Raw genomic sequence first — 17,862 nt, forward strand, 5'->3', positions numbered from 1 at the left:
TCACGTTCAGGCCAGTAGTAGAACATGTTTCAGTTCTGAGGGCAACGACCCGTCCCCCGACATGCCGCCGAACAGGGTGGGAGGTATCTGCTTCCAACGACTTACCCGTCAGTAAGTGACGGGAGTCACAGATCCTCCACCCCTGAGCAGAGGCCGTGAAGGGCGTTCTCGCATGCTGGTCCGGGGCGGTCAGGCAGGCTGGGAACCATGGGCGCGCGCATCAGCATCGAGCAGCGGGCCGCACCGGTGTGTCTCGACGCCGCGCGCCCGTTAGATTGGGGAATGTGATGAGACTGTCGCCGGGGGGCGTCATGAGGTTCCTACGCCGCCTGCTCCTCGCCGTCTTCGGCGTGCCGCTGGCGCTAGCCGTCGTGATGAGCCTCGTCGACGCCTACCGCAGCCGGGGAAAGCACGGCAGACGAGCCAAGCCGTTCCCGGTGACACCGCCGCGGACCAACAGCGTCGGCGACGGCACGGTGACGACCTACACCTTCGGCAACGACCTCTATGAGGACATGATCGCCGCGATCGACGGCGCCAAGAAGCAGGTCCTCCTCGAGACCTACATCTGGAAGGGCGACGAGATCGGTCAGCGGTTCAAGCAGGCCCTGGCCGCGGCGACCGAACGCGGGGTCGAGGTCTACTGCATCTACGACGAGCTCGCCAACATGGTGGTGCCGGCCCGCTTCAAGCGCTTCCCCCCGGGGATGCACGTGCTGCGCTACCCCACCTACGCGGCGGGCTGGCGCTTCTTCGACCTCTCGCGCTACGGCCGCGACCACCGCAAGATCCTGGTCGTCGACGACACCGTCGGGTTCGTCGGCGGCTACAACATCGGGGATGCGTACGCCACCGAGTGGCGCGACACGCACGTTCGTATCACCGGCCCCGGGGTGTGGGACCTGCGCCGCGCGTTCGCGGACTTCTGGAACCTCAACCGGCGGCGGCCGCACCCGCTGTCTCGCCGGACCGCCCACGAGGGCCCGCTGCTCATCGAGACCGCCCCCTCCTGGGACCCCGACATCCGGTTCCACCGCAACGTACCCCGGCTGTGGATGTTCCCGATCCGCTCGATGTATCTCGAGGCGATCAACCGGGCATCGCGCAACGTCTACCTGACCACCGCCTACTTCGTCCCCGACGAGGACTTCGTGGACGCGCTCAAGGCCGCGGCCCGGCGCGGGGTCGACGTACGCATCCTGCTGCCGCTGAAGTCGAACCACATCGTCGTCGACTGGATCTCGCGAGGCTACTTCTCCCAGCTGCTCGGCTCGGGCGTGCGGATCCTGCGCTTCAAGGACGCGATGATCCACGCCAAGACGGCCACCGTCGACGGGTTCTGGTCGACCGTCGGCACCGCCAACATCGACCGGCTCTCCCTGACCGGCAACTACGAGATCAACCTGGAGATCTTCGACCGCGACGTCGCCAAGCAGATGGAGGAGATCTTCTCCCGCGACGAGTCCAACGCGATCGAGCTGACCGCCGAGGAGTGGGCGGCGCGCGAGATCCACCGCAAGTTCACCGAGCTCGTCCTCACTCCCTTGAGGCCGCTGCTCTGACCCCAAGGCAGTAATTCAGATAGTCAGCGAGGCAGATGCGTCCGCGGCGACATCCGCGGCCCCCGGCGCGGCCGCTTTCCGGCACCCCGGTAGATGAGGGCGACGACGCGGGCACGATGCGGCCGGAACCGCTCCAGATAGTCGCGGAGCCGGTCGTCGTCCCAGGGCTCGTTGGTCAGCGCCCAGCCGACGTCCTTGGCGATGTGGTAGTCGCCGAAGCTGACCGCGTCGGGATCACCGAACGCTCGCTGGCGCACCTCGGCCACGGTCCACTCCCCTATCCCCGGGATGGTGGTCAGCCGCCGCTCGACCTCCTCACCAGGCAGGCCGGCAGTCCGCTCGATGGCCGGCGCGACCCTCGCCGCCTGGAGAACGGTCTTGGAGCGGGCATGGTCCACCGGCAGACGCAGCCACTCCCAGCTCGGGACCGTCCGGAGCCGCTCAGGTGACGGCTGCAGACGCAGCCCGTGGTCGGCCCCCGGCCCGGGAGCGACCTCGCCGAATCGCCTGACCAGGTTGCCGAAGCCGCGGAACGCCTCGGTGCTGGTCACCTTCTGCTCGAGGATCGAGGGCACCAGCGCCTCCATCACCAGCCCCGTCCGCCCGAAACGCGGCACCTCGAAGCGCTCCATCAGGGTCGCCAGCAACGGGTCGTCGGTGTGGAACTCCTCGGGGTGGTCGTCCGCCCCGAGCAGGGCCGGTACGTGGGCCAGCGCCCACTCGGCGCCCTCCCCCCACGCCTCGGCCTCCACCTCGGTGTCACGCTGGCGCAGCCTGAGCGTGGCAGGACCCTGCGGCGTACGCACGGCTCGCCAGTGGTCCTCGCCGATGATCTTGTACGTCGGGTCGCCCGGCCCGCGTCGAAGCGGGCGCAGCATCGCTGCGAGACCGACGGCATGGCCCGGGCGGACCGTCCGCTGCGCGCTCATGCCGCCGCCTCGGTAGGGCGCCGCGAAGAATACCGAGGCAGCAGCCTGAGAATCATCGTCGCTCGCTGGCGCTCGCTCATGCCTCGAGGCTAGCCCGCGGGATGACCCGGCTGGTCGTCAGATGGGTCGCGCGGCCGGCCGGGTCTCGACCGGTGAAGCCGAAGACGTGGTGGGCTCCGTGCAGGGCCTCGGCGGTGACGACCTGGTCGGCGGCGTACGGGACGACCTGGTAGCGCACCGGCTCGTCGCCGACCGCGGCGGCCTCGGGGCCGGGGACCTCCTCGACCCAGAGCCGGCCGTCGGGGTGCCGGCACAGCGTCCAGTCGACGATCCGGGCGCGGTAGGTGCCGAGCAGGCGGGCGGCGTCGAAGCCGGGTGGCGGCTGTCGCGGTGGCGCCGGGTCGGCCGCGACCCGGACGCCGGCGAGGTCGTCGAGGAGATGGCCGACGACGTCGTGGTAGAGCCCGTGCGTGTCGCCGCCGTTGGTGAGCAGCGCGACCGCGAGGCCGTGCTCGGGCACCATCCGGAAGAACGCCGACTGCCCGATCGTCTGGCCGTCGTGGCCGACGATCCCCTGGCTGGTGTCGTCGAGGGACCAGCCCAGGCCGCGCGCGTCGGATCGGGTGGAGGCGGGATGGTCGACCTGCCGCGCGAGCACCTCGGCGCAGGAGGCTGCCGAGACGACCCGGGTGCCGTCGTGGGCGACGCCGCCCGACAGATGCATCGCGGCATAGCCGAGCAGGTCGCGTACGCGCATCGAGAGCATCGCCCCGACCGGGCCGCTGGCACGGGCCATCCCCCAGGCGGGGCCCGGTCGGAGGACGTGGTCGGGGGCCGGGTCGATGTGCCCCATCGCGGCGCGGAACCTGATCGCGTCGTAGGCCGTGGTGGCGAAGTGGGTGAGGCCCATCGGCGCCGCGAGCCGCTCCTGGAGCGCGCGGTCCCAGGTGGTTCCGCGCACGACCTCGACGAGGCGCCCCAGGACGGCGAACCCCGTGTTGGAGTAGGAGAACCGCTCCCCCGGGGCGAAGATCTGCGGCAGGTCGCCCATCGAGGCGACGAACCGCTCGACCGCGTCGTCGCCGGGCCCGTGGTCGGTGAAGACGTCGCCCTCGAAGCCGGCGGTGTGAGAGAGCAGGTGACGGACGGTGATAGTCCGGGTGGCATCCTCGTCGGCGACCGCGAAGCCCGGCAGGTGGCGGACGATCTCGTCGTCGAGCCCGACCCTGCCCTCGTCGACGAGCTGCATCACCAGGTCGGTGGTCCACAGCTTGGTGATCGAGCCGACCTGGAACAGCGCGTCGGCGGTCGCCTCCACGCCGGTGTCGAGATTGAGTACGCCGCTCGCGTGGTCGACCACCTGCCCGTCGTGGAGGACCCCGACGGCTGCGGCAGGAACCCGGCGCCGTCTCAGCAGGCTCGGCAGCTCGTCCTGGAGCCAGGCGCGGGTGGCGGCGAGGGACGTGGGCCGAGAGCTCATCGGCCGGCCTCCGCGAGAGCCGTCAGCGCGCGCTCGAACGCCGCCCGGTCGGCCGGGTCGAGGTCGGCCAGCAGCTCGGTCTCCATGGTCCCGATGGCCTCGCGACACCTGCGGAGGACCTCGGCGCCGGCGGAGGTCAAGGAGACGATCCGGTTGCGACGGTCGGCCGGGTCGGGCCGGCGAGCGACCATGCCCTCGGCCTCGAGCCGGTCCAGGTTGCCGATCAGCCGGGTCTTGTCGCGGCCCGTGGTCGCGGCGAGCTGGGCCTGCGTGGGTGCGTCCGACTCGGCCAGCACGGTCAGCACCGCGTAGTCCCACATCTCCAGCCCGGCAGCCTCGAGGATCGGCTTCTCGCGAGCCATCACCTCGCGCATCAGACGGGACAGCAGGAAGCCGAGCTCGGGTCGATCCACCGCAGAAGCCTAACCGTTCGACAGATCGTCTACGAACGCATACGATCAGCAGATGCTTACCTTTGACGAGATGCTCGCGGCCTACGACCGCGCCCTGTACGACACCACCACGCTCGCCTCCGCGACCGACGACCTCACCATCCCCACCCCGTGCGCCGGCTGGGACCTCGCCGACCTGTTCGGGCACATGGTCGGGCAGAACCTCGGCTTCGCCACTGCGGTCGCCGACGGCGACGCACCGGTCGCCGCGTACGAGTCCGTGCCGGTCGACAGCAAGGACGTCGCGCGCAGGTGGCAGGAGTCGGCCACGCGGGTGCGCAACGCGTTCGGTGCAGCCGATCCGGAGGCGACGATCCACCTCGCCGAGTTCGGCTTCCACCCGACCGTCACGATCGCGCTGGGCATGCAGCTGCTGGACGCCGCCGTGCACAGCTGGGATGTCGCTGCCGCTCTCGGACAGGCCTACCGGCCAGCAGAGCCCACGGTCACCTTCGTCCTCGACATGGCCCGGCAGATCGCCGCGCAGCCGGGCGGGACGCCGGTGTTCGGGGCGCCGCTGCCCGAGCACGGCTCGGACCCGTGGGGCGACGCGCTGCGCCTCCTCGGGCGCGATCCGGACCAGGCGGCGCCCGCCTGACGTTCCTGGGAAGTGTCGGTGGCTTGATGTTCACTGGACACATGCTGCTCGCCGACATCGTCTCCACCTCGAACTCCGTCGCCGCGACTCGGTCACGGAAAGCGAAGGTCGCCGCCCTGGCGACATGCCTCGGCGCGGCCACGCGTGAGGAGCTACCCGTGGTGACGGCCTATCTCGGCGGCTCGCTGCTCCAGCGGCGTACCGGGCTGGGGTGGCGCTCGCTCACCTCGCTCCCCGCACCGGCAGCCGAGCCGTCGTTGACCGTCGAGGGCGTGCACGAGGCGTTCGAGCGGATCTCTCGGCTGGCCGGCGCCGGCTCGCAGAGCGAGCGGGCACGCGAGACCAGCACGCTGTTCGGCTCCGCGACCGAGGCCGAGCAGACCTGGCTGCGGGGCGTGGTGACCGGAGAGGTCCGCCAAGGCGCCCTCGACTCGCTGGTCCAGGAGGCGCTGGCGGTGGCGGCGCAGGTGCCGCTGCCGGCCCTACGCCGCGCCGCCATGCTCTCCGGCTCGACCGTCGCGGTCGCAGGGCTCGCCTTCGACGGCGCGGACGCGCTGGACGAGGTCGGGCTGGTCGTCGGACGGCCGGTGCTGCCGATGCTCGCCTCGTCCGCAGGCTCGGTCGAGGAGGCCATGGCCAAGCTCGGCGAGGCGGTCGTGGTCGACACCAAGCTCGACGGCATCAGGATCCAGGCCCACAAGTCCGGCTCGGAGGTCCGCATCGCGACGCGCACCCTGGAGGACATCACCGCGCGGCTGCCGGAGGTCGCTGAGATCGTCGGCGCCCTGCCGGCCGAGACGCTCGTGCTCGACGGCGAGGCGATGACCCTCGGCCCGGACGGGCGACCGCGGCCGTTCCAGGAGACCGCCTCGCGCACGGCGACGCGGTCGTCCTCCGACACGGTCGTGGCTCCGTACTTCTTCGACATCCTCCACCTCGACGGTCGTGACCTCCTCGACCATGCACTCGACCAGCGCCTCGCCGAGCTCGACCGGATCGTCCCCGAGCAGCACCGAGCCCCGCGGCTGCTGACCGTCGACTCCGAGGAGGCGGAGCGGTTCGCCGCCGACGTGCTCGCCGCCGGTCACGAGGGAGTCGTCCTCAAGGGGGTCGGCCTGCCCTGGGAGGCAGGGCGGCGCGGCTCGGGCTGGATCAAGGTGAAGCCGGTCCACACCCTCGACCTGGTCGTACTCGGGGTCGAATGGGGCTCAGGCCGCCGCAAGGGCTGGCTCTCCAACATCCACCTCGGCGCGCGCGGACCGGACGGGTTCGTGATGATCGGGAAGACGTTCAAGGGGATGACCGACCAGATGCTGGCCTGGCAGACCGAGCGGTTCACCGAGCTCGCCGTCACCGACCCGCACAGCGACTGGGTCGTCGAGGTCAGGCCCGAGCAGGTGGTCGAGATCGCCTTCGACGGGGTGCAGCGCTCGACCCGCTATCCGGGCGGGGTCGCATTGCGGTTCGCCCGCGTGGTGCGATACCGAGACGACAAGACCGCGGCCGAGGCGGACACCCTCGCGACGGTGCAGCAGTTCCTCGGCTAGCCCGATCACGCCGTCGGCCGGCGCGTGTGAATAGGCGCACTCGTGGTGCAACTCGGAGTTGCACACGGCGTACAGTGTGCCTGTGAGCATCCGACCAACCATCTCTGGCGCCGCATCAGCCAACGGATCCGAGCCCGACGGCCGCCGGTCGGCTGCGGCAGCCCGTCGCCGCGCACGCGAGGCAGACATCGTTGCCGCCACCCGCAGGATCTTCGACGAGCGCGGGGTCAGCGATGCGCAGATCGAGGACATCGCCAAGGCCGTCGGCATCAACCGGGCGATCGTCTACCGGCACTTCACCGGCAAGGACGAGATCTTCGCGCTGACCCTGGTCGGCTACCTCGACGAGCTCCGTGAGCGGATGCTGGTCGCGACCGAGGGCGACAGCTCACCCACCGACGTCGTCCGCGATGTCGTCGGCACCTTCGTCGACTACGGGATCGAGTATCCCGCCTTCGTCGACTGTGCCCAGACGCTGATGCGCCGCAGCGGCTCCGACCTCCTCGACGAGCTCTCCGAGAGCGCCCTGTTCCGCCTCGGGCGGGCGATGAACGGTTGCCTCACCATCCTCACCAAGGTCCTCGAGGACGGCGCCGCGTCCGGGCAGCTCCACGTCAAGGACGCCAACCTGCTCGCCAACACGCTCTACGCCTCCGGCCTGGGCGCTCTCCAGCTCGCCCGAGTCGGCATCCTGGTCTCCGAGTCCGCCCCCGGCGTACCCACCGTCGGCACCGTCTCCCCCGACCAGGTCCGCGACTTCCTGGTCACCTCGGCCCTGGCCCTCACCGCCAAATAGCGCCGAGGCGTCACGTACGTCGGCCGAGTGGGCACCGCGGTGACCACTCGGCCGACGGGAGCGACGCCTCGGCCGACGGGGGTGACGCCTCGGCAGGAGAGGACTGCGGCGTGTCCTACTTCTCCAGGATGGCCACCACGCCCTGACCGCCGGCGGCGCAGATGGAGATCAGGCCGCGGCCGCCCTCGCCGGTCGAGGCAGCCTTCTCGTCGAGCAGCTTGGCCAGGTTGTTGATGATCCGGCCGCCGGTGGCGGCGAAGGGGTGGCCGGCCGCCAGGCTGGACCCCTTGACGTTGAGCTTCTCGCGCGGGACGGTGCCGAGCGGGGCGTCGAGGCCGAGCTTGTCCTTGCAGAAGTCCGGGGACTCCCAGGCGGCGAGGGTCGAGAGGACCTGGGAGGCGAAGGCCTCGTGGATCTCGAAGAAGTCGAAGTCGTCGAAGGTCAGGCCGTTGCGGGCGAGCAGGCGCGGGACCGCGTAGGCGGGCGCCATCAGCAGGCCCTCGCCGCCGGTGACGTAGTCGACAGCGGCGACCTCGGCGTCGACGAAGTAGGCCAGGACCGGAAGGTTCTTGGCCATGGCCCACTCCTCGCTCGCGAAGAGCACGGCGGAGGCACCGTCGGTCAGCGGCGTCGAGTTGCCGGCCGTCATGGTCGGGTTCTCGCCCTTGACCCCGAAGACCGGCTTGAGGGTCGCGAGCTTCTCCACGGTCGAGCCCGGACGGAGGTTGTTGTCCTTCTCCAGGCCACGGAACGGGGTGATCTGGTCCTCGAACCAGCCCGCCTCGTACGCAGCGCCCAGCTTCTGGTGGGAGGCGGCCGCCAGCTCGTCCTGAGCCTCGCGGGTGATGCCCCACTCCTGCGCGGTCAGCGCGGCGTGCTCACCCATGGAGAGCTTGGTGCGCGGCTCGACGTTCGCCGGGATGTTGGGGATGACGTCGGCCGGGCGGAGCTTGGCGAACGCCTTCACCCGGTCGACGTTGCTCTTGGCGCGGTTGGCCTCGAGCAGGATCTTGCGGAGCTTCTCGCCCAGCGCGATCGGCGCGTCGGAGGTGGTGTCGGTGCCGCCGGCGATGCCGGACTCGATCTGCCCGAGCGCGATCTTGTTGGCGATGTAGGTCGCCGCCTGGAGACCGGTGCCGCAGGCCTGCTGGAGGTCGACGGCCGCCGTCTCGGGGGCCAGCTTGGAGCCGAGCACGGACTCGCGAGTCAGGTTGAAGTCACGCGAGTGCTTGAGCACCGCGCCGGAGGCGACCTCGCCGATGCGCTCGCCCTCCAGGCCGAAGCGAGCGGCGAGACCGTCGAGGACGGCGGTGAACATCTCCTGGTTGGACGCGGTCGCGTATGCACCGTTGGAGCGGGCGAAAGGAATACGGTTGCCGCCCACGATGGCGACACGACGAGTGGTGGTCATAAGTACATCCTTGTCTGATGACGCGCTTTGGAGAAGGGTATGTCAGGGAGATCACGAAAAGTGGACACCGAGTTACACCTGTAGTTACAACTGGCCAGTAACATACCAACGTACGCCTCAGAGACCAGTTCAGAGACCACGTCCAGAAGGATCAGAGCAGACCATGAGCGACAAGTACCAGAGCTTCACCCAGTCGGCGATCGGCAAGGTCCTCGTCAAGAACCTCGGGCTGCCGAGCCCCGCCAAGCTCGAGCGGTACGCAGCCGGCGCCCCGCTCGTGAAGGGCACCGTCCTCGTCGGCGGCCGTGGTCGTCTGGCCGAGTCGCTGGACGGGCTCCTCGGCGAGCTGGACGCGACCTCGACCGACACCGCGGCAGCCGGCGCGCGCTTCAAGGGCCTCGTCTTCGACGCCACCGGTCTCACCTCCACCAGCGACCTGGTCGCGCTCCAGGAGTTCTTCACGCCGGTGATGCGCAGTCTGGAGAACAACCCGCGCGTCGTCGTCATCGGCACCCCGCCCGAGCAGCTCACCGGCCGCGAGCGGGTCGCCCAGCGGGCGCTGGAGGGCTTCACCCGCAGCCTCGGCAAGGAGATCGGCAAGGGCGGCACCGTCCAGCTCGTCTACGTCGCCAAGGGCTTCGAGGGTTCGCTGCTCTCCACGCTGGCCTTCCTGCTCTCCCCGAAGAGCGCCTACGTCTCCGGTCAGGTCGTCCGGATCGGCACCAAGAACGCCTCCCCGGCCGCCGAGCAGGTGGACCCGAAGAAGCCGCTGACCGGAAAGGTCGCGCTCGTCACCGGCGCCGCGCGGGGCATCGGCGAGGAGATCGCGAAGGTCCTGCAGCGCGACGGCGCGACCGTCGTCGGTCTCGACATCCCGCCGTCCGAGGACGACCTGAAGAAGGTCACCCCGGACTACATCACCGCCGATATCACCGCCGAGGACGCCCCGGGGAAGATCGCCTCCTACCTCGAGGAGAAGTTCGGCGGCGTCGACATCGTCGTCCACAACGCCGGCGTCACCCTCGACAAGAAGCTCGCGAACCAGAAGGCCGACCGCTTCGGCACGGTGCTGGAGATCAACATCTCCGCCCCTGAGCGGATCACCGCCAAGCTGCTCGAGCAGAACCTGATCCGCCCCAACGGACGCATCATCGGCGTCTCCTCGATCGCCGGCATCGCCGGCAACCTGGGCCAGACCTCCTACGGCGCGTCGAAGGCCGCCGTCATCGGCTTCGTCGACTCGCTGGCCGAGGAGCTCCCCGACGGCATCACCATCAACGCGGTCGCGCCGGGCTTCATCATCACCCAGATGACCGCCGCCGTTCCGTTCGCGACCCGCGAGGTCGGCCAGCGGCTCAACGCGATGTCGCAGGGCGGTCTGCCGGTCGACGTGGCCGAGACCATCGCCTGGTACGCCTCCCCCGCCTCCACCGCGGTCAACGGCAACGTCGTGCGGGTCTGCGGCCAGATGATGCTGGGGGCCTGATGAGCGACACCTTCACCGGCAGGTCCGGTCCCGGGATGCTCATCAGGGCAGCCCTCCCCGCGATCCCGGGCGTCAACTCCCTTCCGGGGATCAAGAAGACCGGCGTCGCCTACGAGGAGCTCGGCCTGGCCCGCGAGCCCGTCGTCCTCGAGCGGGGTGCGGTCGACGCCTACGCCGAGCTGTGCGGCTTCCCGATCAAGGACACCGTGCCGCTCCCCTACCCGCACATGCTGGCCTTCCCGCTGCACATGGCGCTGATGTCCTCGCCGGACTTCCCCTCGCCCGCGATGGGGATGGTCCACATCGAGAACTCGATCAGCGGCTACCGCCCGATCTCGGTCGGCGAGGCGGTCGCGGTCACCGCCACCGTGGGACAGCCCGAGCCGCACCCGGTCGGCCAGGCGTACCGGTTCCTGACCGTCGCCACCGTGGAGGGTGAGGTCGTGTGGGAGTCGACCTCGACGTACCTGGTCCGGGGCAAGCGGAACCCGGAGGTGACGTGGCGCTCGGATCTCGCTGAGGTGGAGCCCTCGGGCCCGGTCTTCCCGCTCAAGGCCGACCTCGGCCGGCGCTACGCCAAGGTCGCCGGCGACTACAACCCGATCCACCTGTATCCGCTGACCGCGAAGGCGCTCGGGTTCAACCGGCAGATCGCTCACGGGATGTGGACGAAGGCGCGCTGCATCGCGGCGCTGGAGAACCGCCTGCCCGGGTCCGTGCGTGTGGACGTGGCGTTCAAGAAGCCGGTCTTCCTGCCCTCCTCGGTCGCGTTCGGGTCGCTCAAGCACCTGGACGGCTACGATTTCTCGCTCCACAAGCGCGGCTCCGACACCCTCCACCTCGTGGGGCGCACGACCGCTCTTTGAGGTTCGGTGATGCCCGGGGTGCGCCATGCCCACACACCGGGCATCACCGAACCGACTGCACCGCTCCGCTACGATCTTGCGTCCAGGAGGTGGACAGACATGTCCGACGTACTGATCCGAGGCCTCTCGGATGGCGAGCTCGCACGCATCGACACCGAGGCGACGCGGCTCGGACTCACGCGCAACGAGTATCTCCGCAGGTGGTTCACGCAGGACGCGCTGCGGCCGCTGCCACCCGCGCGACCCGTGGCCGGCGCAGACTTCGCGAAGTTCGCCCCGCTCGCCGACCGGGGTCTGATGCGTGACGCATGGTCGTGAGGCGACCCTGGCTGATGCACCGGTCGGCGCTCGCCCGGATGTCCACCAGCCCCGATGCTGAGAAGTGGTCCCGCCTGATCGAGCTGGGACAAGTACGCATCACCACCACCACGCTGCTCGAGATCGGCCACCTGGCCCGATCGGAGCGTGAATGGTCCGAGCTCGTCGAGGACGTGCCGGTGATCCACATGCCGCTCGCGCCCCTCACCCCTCGTACGGAGGCCCGGGCGCTGGAGATCCAGCGCATCGTGCTGCGCGGCGGCCGTCACCGGGCCCCGTCGGTCCCGGACCTGCTCGTCGCTGCGGTCGCCGAGGAAGCCGACCTCACGGTGCTCCACGCCGACAACGACGTCGATCTCATCACCCGCACGACCGGTCAGCCGGCCGAGCGGCTCCGCGCCTGACCCGGCTCAGAAGAGCTCGCGCACCTTCTCGATCGGCCGGGCCAGCACGCCGCGGTCGCCCTTGAGCACGATCGGGCGCTCCAGCAGAGCGGGGTGCTTCACCATCAGGTCGACCAGCTCGTCCTCGGACAGGTCGCGCTTGCCCAGGTCGAGCTCCTTGTAGACCGGCTCGCGCTTGCGCAGCACCTCGTGAGCGCTCAGTCCGGTCTTGGCGAGGATCTCCTTGACCTCCTCGGTCCGAAGACCGAGGACGTGGTAGTCGACCTTCTCGAAGTCGACGCCCTCCTCCTTGAGAAGGGAGAACAGGTTCCGACAGGTCGTGCAGGTCGGCTTCTCGTACACGGTGATCTGATCCACGGCGCCACCTTAGCCCGCTCGCCTGGTGCGCTATCGCGGCAGGCGACCCAGGTGTGCGATAGCGCGCCGACCTATCTCTGGACACGATGATGAGGCAAACGCGCGAGTCGGCTCGTCCTAACGAGCCGACTCGGCGCCGAATCCCGTCAGGACGAGCCGACTCAGCGAGGGTAGGACGGGCTAGCCGAGCGGCGGGCGGATGAGGCCCTCTTGGGCGACCGTGGCGGCCAGGATGCCGTCGGCGGTGAAGACGCGCCCGATGGACAGACCGCGGCCGCCGTACGCCGACGGGCTCTCCTGGTCGTAGAGCCACCACTCGTCGGCACGGAAGGGCCGGTGGAACCAGATGGTGTGGTCCAGCGAGGCCATCTGGATGCCCTTGTGGTCCAGGGAGTGGGCAGCCAAGGAGGCGCCGAGGAGCGAGATGTCGGAGGCCCAGGTGAAGGCACCGCGCTGGATGTCAAGATCGTCGGGGAGCTCGGCGCCCAGCCGGATCCACAGCCGCTGCTGAGCGGGACGAGTCGGGTCGGGCTCGATGCCGAGCAGGGAGTTGCCGACCGCGCGCACCTCGACCGCCTCCCACTCGCGAGCCAGCGAGACCGCCTCCGGGCTGCCGGAGTCGGCCATCATCTTCAGGAAGTCGATGCACTTCTCCGGCGGCGGGACCGACGGCATCGCGTCCTGGTGCTCGAAGCCGGTCTCCTCCCGCTGGAAGTTGGCGGTGAGGTAGTAGATGTCGCGCCCCTTCTGGCGCGCGCGGACCCGCCTCGTCTCGAAGGAGCGGCCGTCGCGGATCCGTTCGACCTCGTAGACGATCGGGTAGGACGGGTCACCCGGGAGCAGGAAGTAGGAGTGCATCGAGTGCACCGTGAAGGCGGCGTCGGCTGATCGAATCGCGGCCATCAGCGCCTGTGCGGCCACCTGGCCGCCGTAGGCACGTCCGCGCGAGTTGCGGGTCGTGGTGGCGCCATGGAAGAGATCCTTGTCGATCTCGACCAGGTCGAGCACGCCTACCAGCTCCGCCACTGCCTGATCCGCCGCTACGGCCTCGGTCGTCATGTGAGTGAGTTTCCCTCAGTCCTTCTCAGGGCCGTCATCCGGGTCGGGGCCGTTCAGCCCGGCCAGGAACTGCTCGAACTGCTCACCGAGCTCGTCACCGGTCGGCAGCGGCTCGTCGGGCGCCAGCAGGGAGCGTCCGGACTCCTCGCCGCGCTGGAAGGTGTCGTACTGCCGCTCGAGCGCGGCCACGACCTCCCGCACCTCGGTGTTCTCCTCGATGTAGGAGGCGATCTCCTCCTCGCGGCGCTGCGCCTCGGCCTCCAGATCGGAGACCGGGATCGTCAGCCGCGCCGCGCGCTCGAGCTCCTCGACGAGCACGACCGCTGCTGCCGGGTAGTCGCTCTGCGCCAGGTAGTGCGGCATGTGCACCACGAATCCGCCCGCAGGGTGGCCCCACTCCCCCAGGCGTACCTCCACCAGAGCCTGCGCCGAGGACGGGATCCGGATCTCGCCTTTCCACGGGCTCTCCCAGACCTGGCCCGCGAGCTCCTGGGCCGGGTCGTTGGCGTGCCGGGTCGTGGTCAGCGGACGGGTGTGCGGCACCGCCATCGGCACCGAGCCGAGCGAGATCACCTCGGTCACGCCCAGGCGCTCGACGACGTCGCGTACGGCGCCGGCGAACGCCTCCCAGCGGTTGTCCGGCTCGGGACCGTGCAGCAGCAGGTAGGGGTTGTCGCCGGTGTCCTTGAGGAGCCGGACGACCAGCCGAGGCGCGTCGAAGGACTCGTAGTGGTCGCTGACGAACGAGATCGCCGGACGCCGCGCCCGGTAGTCGTGGAGCTCGTCCACGTCGAAGGTCGCCACCACCGGTGCCCGCTTGGACGCCTGCACCAGGTGGGCCGTGGCTCGCTCGACGGCCTTGCCGGCATCGAGGAAACCGTCCAGGACGACCACCATCGGAAGCCGGTCGCCACCTGCGTGGACGACCTCCTCGGGCAGGTCGTCCACGATGTGCACAAGTCGTGATCCGGACATCGGTGCCTCCTCCCGTTGCGTACGGCCCGCACGGGGCTCGCCGTCATCTGCCTCGCCCGGGGTCTCGACCCTGGGGCTCATCCTTCTCAATACACGCTTCCACATGACGACAGGGCAGCATCCTGAAGGCCAGCGATATTCCCAAGCCGACGCGCGGACACCGGCGGAACACACCAGACATCGGCTGCGACCGACCCCTGGATGCCGTCGTTGTTACTTGCGGGTAATGTAGTCCTCGGGCACCCCGTGCCCTTATCGACAACGCCGCTCAAGCGGCGACCGCCCGGCAACCCACATGGAGTGACACGGTGACCCGACAGCTGCGAGAAGTCGTCTTCGTCGACGGCGTACGCACACCTTTCGGCAAGGCCAAGGGCCAGTACGCCGAGACCCGCGCGGACGACCTGGTCGTCAAGCTCATCCGTGAGCTCACGCGACGCAACCCCGAGCTTCCCCCCGAGCGGATCGACGAGGTCGCCATCGCCGCGACCACGCAGATCGGCGACCAGGGCCTGACTATCGGCCGCACCGCCAGCCTGCTCGCCGGGCTCCCGCAGTCCGTCCCCGGCTACGCGATCGACCGGATGTGCGCCGGCGCGATGACCGCCGTCACCGCGACCGCCGGCGGCATCGCCTTCGGTGCCTACGACGTCGTCATCGCCGGCGGTGTCGAGCACATGGGCCGCCACCCGATGGGCGAGGGCGTCGACCCGAACCCGCGGATCATCTCCGAGAAGCTGGTCGACCCGAGCGCGCTCGTCATGGGCAACACCGCCGAGAACGTGCACGACCGCTACCCGGCGATCACCAAGGAGCGCACCGACGCGTTCGCGGTCCGCTCCCAGGAGCTGGCCGCCAAGGCGTACGCCGACGGCAAGATCCAGCCCGACCTGGTCCCCGTCGCCACCCGCTCGGCCGAGAACGGCTGGGGTCTGGCCACCACCGACGAGCCGATGCGTCCCGGCACCACCACCGAGGACCTGGCCAAGCTGAAGACCCCGTTCCGGCCGCACGGCCGCGTCACCGCGGGCAACGCGGCGGGCATCAACGACGGTGCGACCGCCTCGCTGCTGGCCTCCGAGGAGGTCGCCCGCGAGCTCGGGCTGCCGATCAAGATGCGGCTGGTCTCGTACGCCTTCGCCGGCGTCGCCCCCGAGGTCATGGCCGTCGGTCCGATCCCCTCGACCGAGAAGGCGCTGGCCAAGGCCGGGCTGACGATCGACGACATCGAGGCCTTCGAGGTCAACGAGGCCTTCGCGATCCAGGTGCTCGCGTTCCTGGACCACTTCGGCATCGCCGAGGACGACGACCGCGTGAACCCCTACGGTGGCGCGATCGCGTTCGGTCACCCGCTGGCCTCCTCCGGTGTGCGGCTGATGATCCAGCTCGCGCGCCAGTTCGAGGAGCGCCCCGAGGTCCGCTACGGCCTCACCACCATGTGCATCGGCCTGGGTATGGGCGGCACGGTCATCTGGGAGAACCCGAACTGGACTGGAGAGTCGAAGTGACTGACATCAACACTCTTCTCGCGGACGCCGAGAAGCTCTTCTCCGACGACGAGGTCGTGACCGCGGCCAAGCTGACGAAGGTCAACCTGCCCTCCGGCAAGGTGCTCGGCCTGGTCACCCTCGACAACGGGCACGACCACACCCGCCCGAACACCTTCGGGCCCAAGTCGCTGGTCGAGCTCAACACGGCGTACGACGCGGCCCTGGCCGACACCGAGATCGACGCGATCGCGGTGACCGGCAAGCCGTTCATCCTCGCGGCCGGTGCCGACCTGACCTCGCTGCAGGCGGGTGGCGCCGACGGGATCCGGACGATCGCCGAGCTGGGTCACGCGGTCTTCCGCAAGCTCGGTGACGGTGATGGCACCACCAAGAAGCCGTCCTTCGGCTTCATCAACGGTCTCGCGCTCGGTGGCGGTCTCGAGGTCGCGCTGCACGCCGACTACCGCACCATCCAGGACTCGGTGCCGGCCGTCGGCCTGCCCGAGGTCATGCTCGGCCTGATCCCCGGCTGGGGCGGTGGCTACCTGCTCCCGAACCTGATCGGTCCGGCGAAGGCCGCCAAGGTCTTCATCGAGAATCCGCTCAACAACGGCAAGGTGCTCAAGGGCGCCGAGGCCTACGGCCTGGGCATCGCGGACGCGATGTTCGGTGGCGCCGACTACCTCGAGCAGTCGCTGCTGTGGGCTGACCAGGTCCTCACCGGCGACGTGTCCGTCGAGCGCGAGGAGATCGACCGGGGCGAGGCCTGGGACGAGGCCGCCAAGAACGCCGGCTTCTTCGCCTGGGCCAAGACCGGCGACGCCTCCCCGGCCGCCAAGAAGGCCGTCGAGCTGCTCACCCTGGCCAAGACGGCGTCGCGCGACGAGGGCTTCGCGGCCGAGGACGACGCGCTCGTGGCGATGTCGAAGACCCCGCAGCTGCTCGCTTCGCTCTACTCCTTCGATCTGGTGCAGAAGCGCGCCAAGCGTCCCGCCGGCGCGCCCGACAAGGCGCTCGCGCAGAAGGTCACCAAGGTCGGCATCATCGGTGCCGGGCTGATGGCCTCGCAGTTCGCGCTGCTCTTCGTCCAGCGCCTCAAGGTGCCGGTCGTCATGGTCGACCTGGACCAGGAGCGCGCCGACAAGGGCGTGGCGTACGTCCACGCCGAGCTCGACAAGAAGCTCGCCAAGGGCCGCGCCTCGCAGGACGCGACCAACCGCCTCAAGGCGCTCGTGACGTCGTCGATCGACTACGCGGAGGCCTTCACCGACGCCGACTTCATCATCGAGGCCGTCTTCGAGGAGATGGGCGTCAAGAAGACCGTCTTCGCCAACGCCGAGGCCGTCGCCCCGGAGACCGCGGTCTTCGCCACGAACACCTCGAGCCTCTCGATCACGGAGATGGCGGCCGACCTGAAGAACCCCGAGCGGGTCGTCGGCTTCCACTTCTTCAACCCGGTCGCGGTCATGCCGCTGCTGGAGATCATCCGCGGCGAGAAGACCTCCGACGCGGCCCTGGCCACGGCGTTCTCGGTCTCGAAGTCGCTGAAGAAGACCTCCATCCTGGTCAAGGACAGCCCGTCCTTCATCGTGAACCGGCTCCTGGGCCGCTTCATGGGCGAGGTCTCCAAGGTCGCCGACGAGGGCACCCCGGTCGACGTCGTCGAGGCCGCCTTCGCCGGAGTCGCGCCGATGGGGCCGTTCGCGCTGATCGGCCTGGTCGGTCCCGCGATCGCGTACCACAACAACGAGACGCTCGCGAAGGCCTTCCCGGACCGGTTCTACCTCTCCGAGAACCTCCACCGGGTCGTCGAGGCCAAGAAGAGCTCGTTCTTCGGTCCCGACGGTCGTACGCTCGACCCCGAGGTCGAGGCGCTGCTGGTCACCGGCGACGTGGTCAAGACCGCCGAGGAGGCCCGCCGGCAGGCGCTGGAGGCCATCGCCGACGAGATCGGCCGCATGCTCGAGGAGGGCGTCGCACAGGCCGCTGAGGACATCGACCTGGCGATGATCACCGGGGCCGGCTTCCAGTTCTGGAACGGCGGCATCACCCGACTGCTCGACCGTGAGGGCATCTCCGAGAAGGTCACCGGCAAGAAGTTCCACTGACCCTCAACGAACCCGCCGCCGGCC

The 17,862-nt window shown here is 69.7% G+C and carries 17 protein-coding genes; 10 read left to right on the forward strand and 7 right to left on the reverse strand.

Going from position 1 to position 17,862, the window contains the following annotated elements:
* Positions 1–287 precede the first annotated feature (287 nt).
* Entirely contained in the window at positions 288–1,562 is a 1,275-nt protein-coding gene (locus BJ988_RS10830) for a phospholipase D-like domain-containing protein (protein WP_246321459.1), read from the forward strand.
* Between the two features lie 23 nt (positions 1,563–1,585).
* Here BJ988_RS10830 and BJ988_RS10835 read toward each other — a convergent pair whose 3' ends face one another.
* The 3 genes from BJ988_RS10835 to BJ988_RS10845 form a co-directional block, all read right to left on the reverse strand.
* Positions 1,586–2,491: a DNA-3-methyladenine glycosylase family protein gene (locus tag BJ988_RS10835; RefSeq protein WP_179657993.1), complete on the reverse strand. Its 906-nt coding sequence runs from the start codon at positions 2,489–2,491 to the stop codon at positions 1,586–1,588.
* Between the two features lie 76 nt (positions 2,492–2,567).
* Positions 2,568–3,971 carry a serine hydrolase domain-containing protein gene (locus BJ988_RS10840; RefSeq protein WP_179657994.1) on the reverse strand — a complete coding sequence of 468 codons (1,404 nt, stop codon included), beginning with the start codon at positions 3,969–3,971 and terminating at the stop codon, positions 2,568–2,570.
* A complete protein-coding gene (locus BJ988_RS10845; protein WP_179657995.1) occupies positions 3,968–4,384 on the reverse strand; it encodes a MarR family transcriptional regulator in 417 nt (138 codons plus the stop codon). The genes BJ988_RS10840 and BJ988_RS10845 overlap by 4 nt, the downstream gene beginning before the upstream one ends.
* A 52-nt stretch (positions 4,385–4,436) precedes the next feature.
* On the opposite strand from BJ988_RS10845, the gene BJ988_RS10850 reads away from it, so the two are divergent.
* The 3 genes from BJ988_RS10850 to BJ988_RS10860 all read left to right on the forward strand — a co-directional run bounded on the left by BJ988_RS10850 (position 4,437) and on the right by BJ988_RS10860 (position 7,364).
* Positions 4,437–5,021 carry a TIGR03086 family metal-binding protein gene (locus BJ988_RS10850; RefSeq protein WP_179657996.1) on the forward strand — a complete coding sequence of 195 codons (585 nt, stop codon included), beginning with the start codon at positions 4,437–4,439 and terminating at the stop codon, positions 5,019–5,021.
* Between the two features lie 26 nt (positions 5,022–5,047).
* The gene (locus BJ988_RS10855) at positions 5,048–6,568 is read left to right on the forward strand and encodes an ATP-dependent DNA ligase (protein WP_484549366.1); all 1,521 of its coding nucleotides are present in this window, start codon (positions 5,048–5,050) and stop codon (positions 6,566–6,568) included.
* 82 nt (positions 6,569–6,650) lie between these two features.
* The gene (locus tag BJ988_RS10860) at positions 6,651–7,364 is read left to right on the forward strand and encodes a TetR/AcrR family transcriptional regulator (RefSeq protein ID WP_343051565.1); all 714 of its coding nucleotides are present in this window, start codon (positions 6,651–6,653) and stop codon (positions 7,362–7,364) included.
* 115 nt (positions 7,365–7,479) lie between these two features.
* Here BJ988_RS10860 and BJ988_RS10865 read toward each other — a convergent pair whose 3' ends face one another.
* Positions 7,480–8,775, reverse strand: coding sequence for an acetyl-CoA C-acetyltransferase (locus BJ988_RS10865; RefSeq protein WP_179657998.1), 1,296 nt, complete (start codon positions 8,773–8,775; stop codon positions 7,480–7,482).
* Between the two features lie 163 nt (positions 8,776–8,938).
* Here BJ988_RS10865 and BJ988_RS10870 point away from each other — a divergent pair, with 163 nt between their 5' ends.
* The 4 genes from BJ988_RS10870 (at position 8,939) to BJ988_RS10885 (ending at position 11,849) form a co-directional block, all read left to right on the forward strand.
* Positions 8,939–10,261, forward strand: a complete 1,323-nt coding sequence (locus tag BJ988_RS10870; RefSeq protein ID WP_179657999.1) for a 3-oxoacyl-ACP reductase — start codon at positions 8,939–8,941, stop codon at positions 10,259–10,261.
* Positions 10,261–11,127, forward strand: a complete 867-nt coding sequence (locus BJ988_RS10875; RefSeq protein WP_179658000.1) for a MaoC family dehydratase — start codon at positions 10,261–10,263, stop codon at positions 11,125–11,127. The genes BJ988_RS10870 and BJ988_RS10875 overlap by 1 nt, the downstream gene beginning before the upstream one ends.
* 99 nt (positions 11,128–11,226) lie before the next feature.
* Entirely contained in the window at positions 11,227–11,445 is a 219-nt protein-coding gene (gene vapB / locus BJ988_RS30960; protein WP_179658001.1) for a type II toxin-antitoxin system VapB family antitoxin, read from the forward strand.
* Positions 11,446–11,459: 14 nt separating this feature from the next.
* Positions 11,460–11,849, forward strand: coding sequence for a PIN domain-containing protein (locus BJ988_RS10885; protein WP_246321460.1), 390 nt, complete (start codon positions 11,460–11,462; stop codon positions 11,847–11,849).
* Positions 11,850–11,855: 6 nt separating this feature from the next.
* Here BJ988_RS10885 and BJ988_RS10890 read toward each other — a convergent pair whose 3' ends face one another.
* From BJ988_RS10890 to BJ988_RS10900, 3 genes are all read right to left on the reverse strand, one after another.
* Positions 11,856–12,206, reverse strand: a complete 351-nt coding sequence (locus tag BJ988_RS10890; RefSeq protein ID WP_179658003.1) for an ArsC/Spx/MgsR family protein — start codon at positions 12,204–12,206, stop codon at positions 11,856–11,858.
* A 180-nt stretch (positions 12,207–12,386) separates the two neighbouring features.
* Positions 12,387–13,265 carry an acyl-CoA thioesterase gene (locus BJ988_RS10895; RefSeq protein ID WP_179658004.1) on the reverse strand — a complete coding sequence of 293 codons (879 nt, stop codon included), beginning with the start codon at positions 13,263–13,265 and terminating at the stop codon, positions 12,387–12,389.
* A gap of 15 nt (positions 13,266–13,280) precedes the next feature.
* Positions 13,281–14,240: a proteasome assembly chaperone family protein gene (locus BJ988_RS10900; RefSeq protein ID WP_179658005.1), complete on the reverse strand. Its 960-nt coding sequence runs from the start codon at positions 14,238–14,240 to the stop codon at positions 13,281–13,283.
* A 308-nt stretch (positions 14,241–14,548) separates the two neighbouring features.
* Between BJ988_RS10900 and BJ988_RS10905 the strand changes: the two genes are divergently transcribed.
* The gene (locus BJ988_RS10905; protein WP_179658006.1) at positions 14,549–15,748 is read left to right on the forward strand and encodes an acetyl-CoA C-acyltransferase; all 1,200 of its coding nucleotides are present in this window, start codon (positions 14,549–14,551) and stop codon (positions 15,746–15,748) included.
* Positions 15,745–17,838, forward strand: coding sequence for a 3-hydroxyacyl-CoA dehydrogenase NAD-binding domain-containing protein (locus BJ988_RS10910; protein WP_179658007.1), 2,094 nt, complete (start codon positions 15,745–15,747; stop codon positions 17,836–17,838). The genes BJ988_RS10905 and BJ988_RS10910 overlap by 4 nt, the downstream gene beginning before the upstream one ends.
* The last annotated feature ends 24 nt before the right edge of the window (positions 17,839–17,862 follow it).

The organism is Nocardioides panzhihuensis (genome assembly GCF_013408335.1).
GTDB lineage: Bacteria > Actinomycetota > Actinomycetes > Propionibacteriales > Nocardioidaceae > Nocardioides > Nocardioides panzhihuensis.

Excerpts from the sequence above, each read along its gene's own strand:
- BJ988_RS10830 (WP_246321459.1), top strand. The coding sequence starts at position 288 with ATGAGACTGTCGCCGGGGGGCGTCATGAGGTTCCTACGCCGCCTGCTC.
- BJ988_RS10835 (WP_179657993.1), bottom strand. The coding sequence starts at position 2,491 with ATGAGCGCGCAGCGGACGGTCCGCCCGGGCCATGCCGTCGGTCTCGCA.
- BJ988_RS10840 (WP_179657994.1), bottom strand. The coding sequence starts at position 3,971 with ATGAGCTCTCGGCCCACGTCCCTCGCCGCCACCCGCGCCTGGCTCCAG.
- BJ988_RS10850 (WP_179657996.1), top strand. The coding sequence starts at position 4,437 with ATGCTTACCTTTGACGAGATGCTCGCGGCCTACGACCGCGCCCTGTAC.
- BJ988_RS10855 (WP_484549366.1), top strand. The coding sequence starts at position 5,048 with ATGTTCACTGGACACATGCTGCTCGCCGACATCGTCTCCACCTCGAAC.
- BJ988_RS10865 (WP_179657998.1), bottom strand. The coding sequence starts at position 8,775 with ATGACCACCACTCGTCGTGTCGCCATCGTGGGCGGCAACCGTATTCCT.
- BJ988_RS10870 (WP_179657999.1), top strand. The coding sequence starts at position 8,939 with ATGAGCGACAAGTACCAGAGCTTCACCCAGTCGGCGATCGGCAAGGTC.
- BJ988_RS10875 (WP_179658000.1), top strand. The coding sequence starts at position 10,261 with ATGAGCGACACCTTCACCGGCAGGTCCGGTCCCGGGATGCTCATCAGG.
- vapB (WP_179658001.1), top strand. The coding sequence starts at position 11,227 with ATGTCCGACGTACTGATCCGAGGCCTCTCGGATGGCGAGCTCGCACGC.
- BJ988_RS10885 (WP_246321460.1), top strand. The coding sequence starts at position 11,460 with ATGCACCGGTCGGCGCTCGCCCGGATGTCCACCAGCCCCGATGCTGAG.
- BJ988_RS10895 (WP_179658004.1), bottom strand. The coding sequence starts at position 13,265 with ATGACGACCGAGGCCGTAGCGGCGGATCAGGCAGTGGCGGAGCTGGTA.
- BJ988_RS10900 (WP_179658005.1), bottom strand. The coding sequence starts at position 14,240 with ATGTCCGGATCACGACTTGTGCACATCGTGGACGACCTGCCCGAGGAG.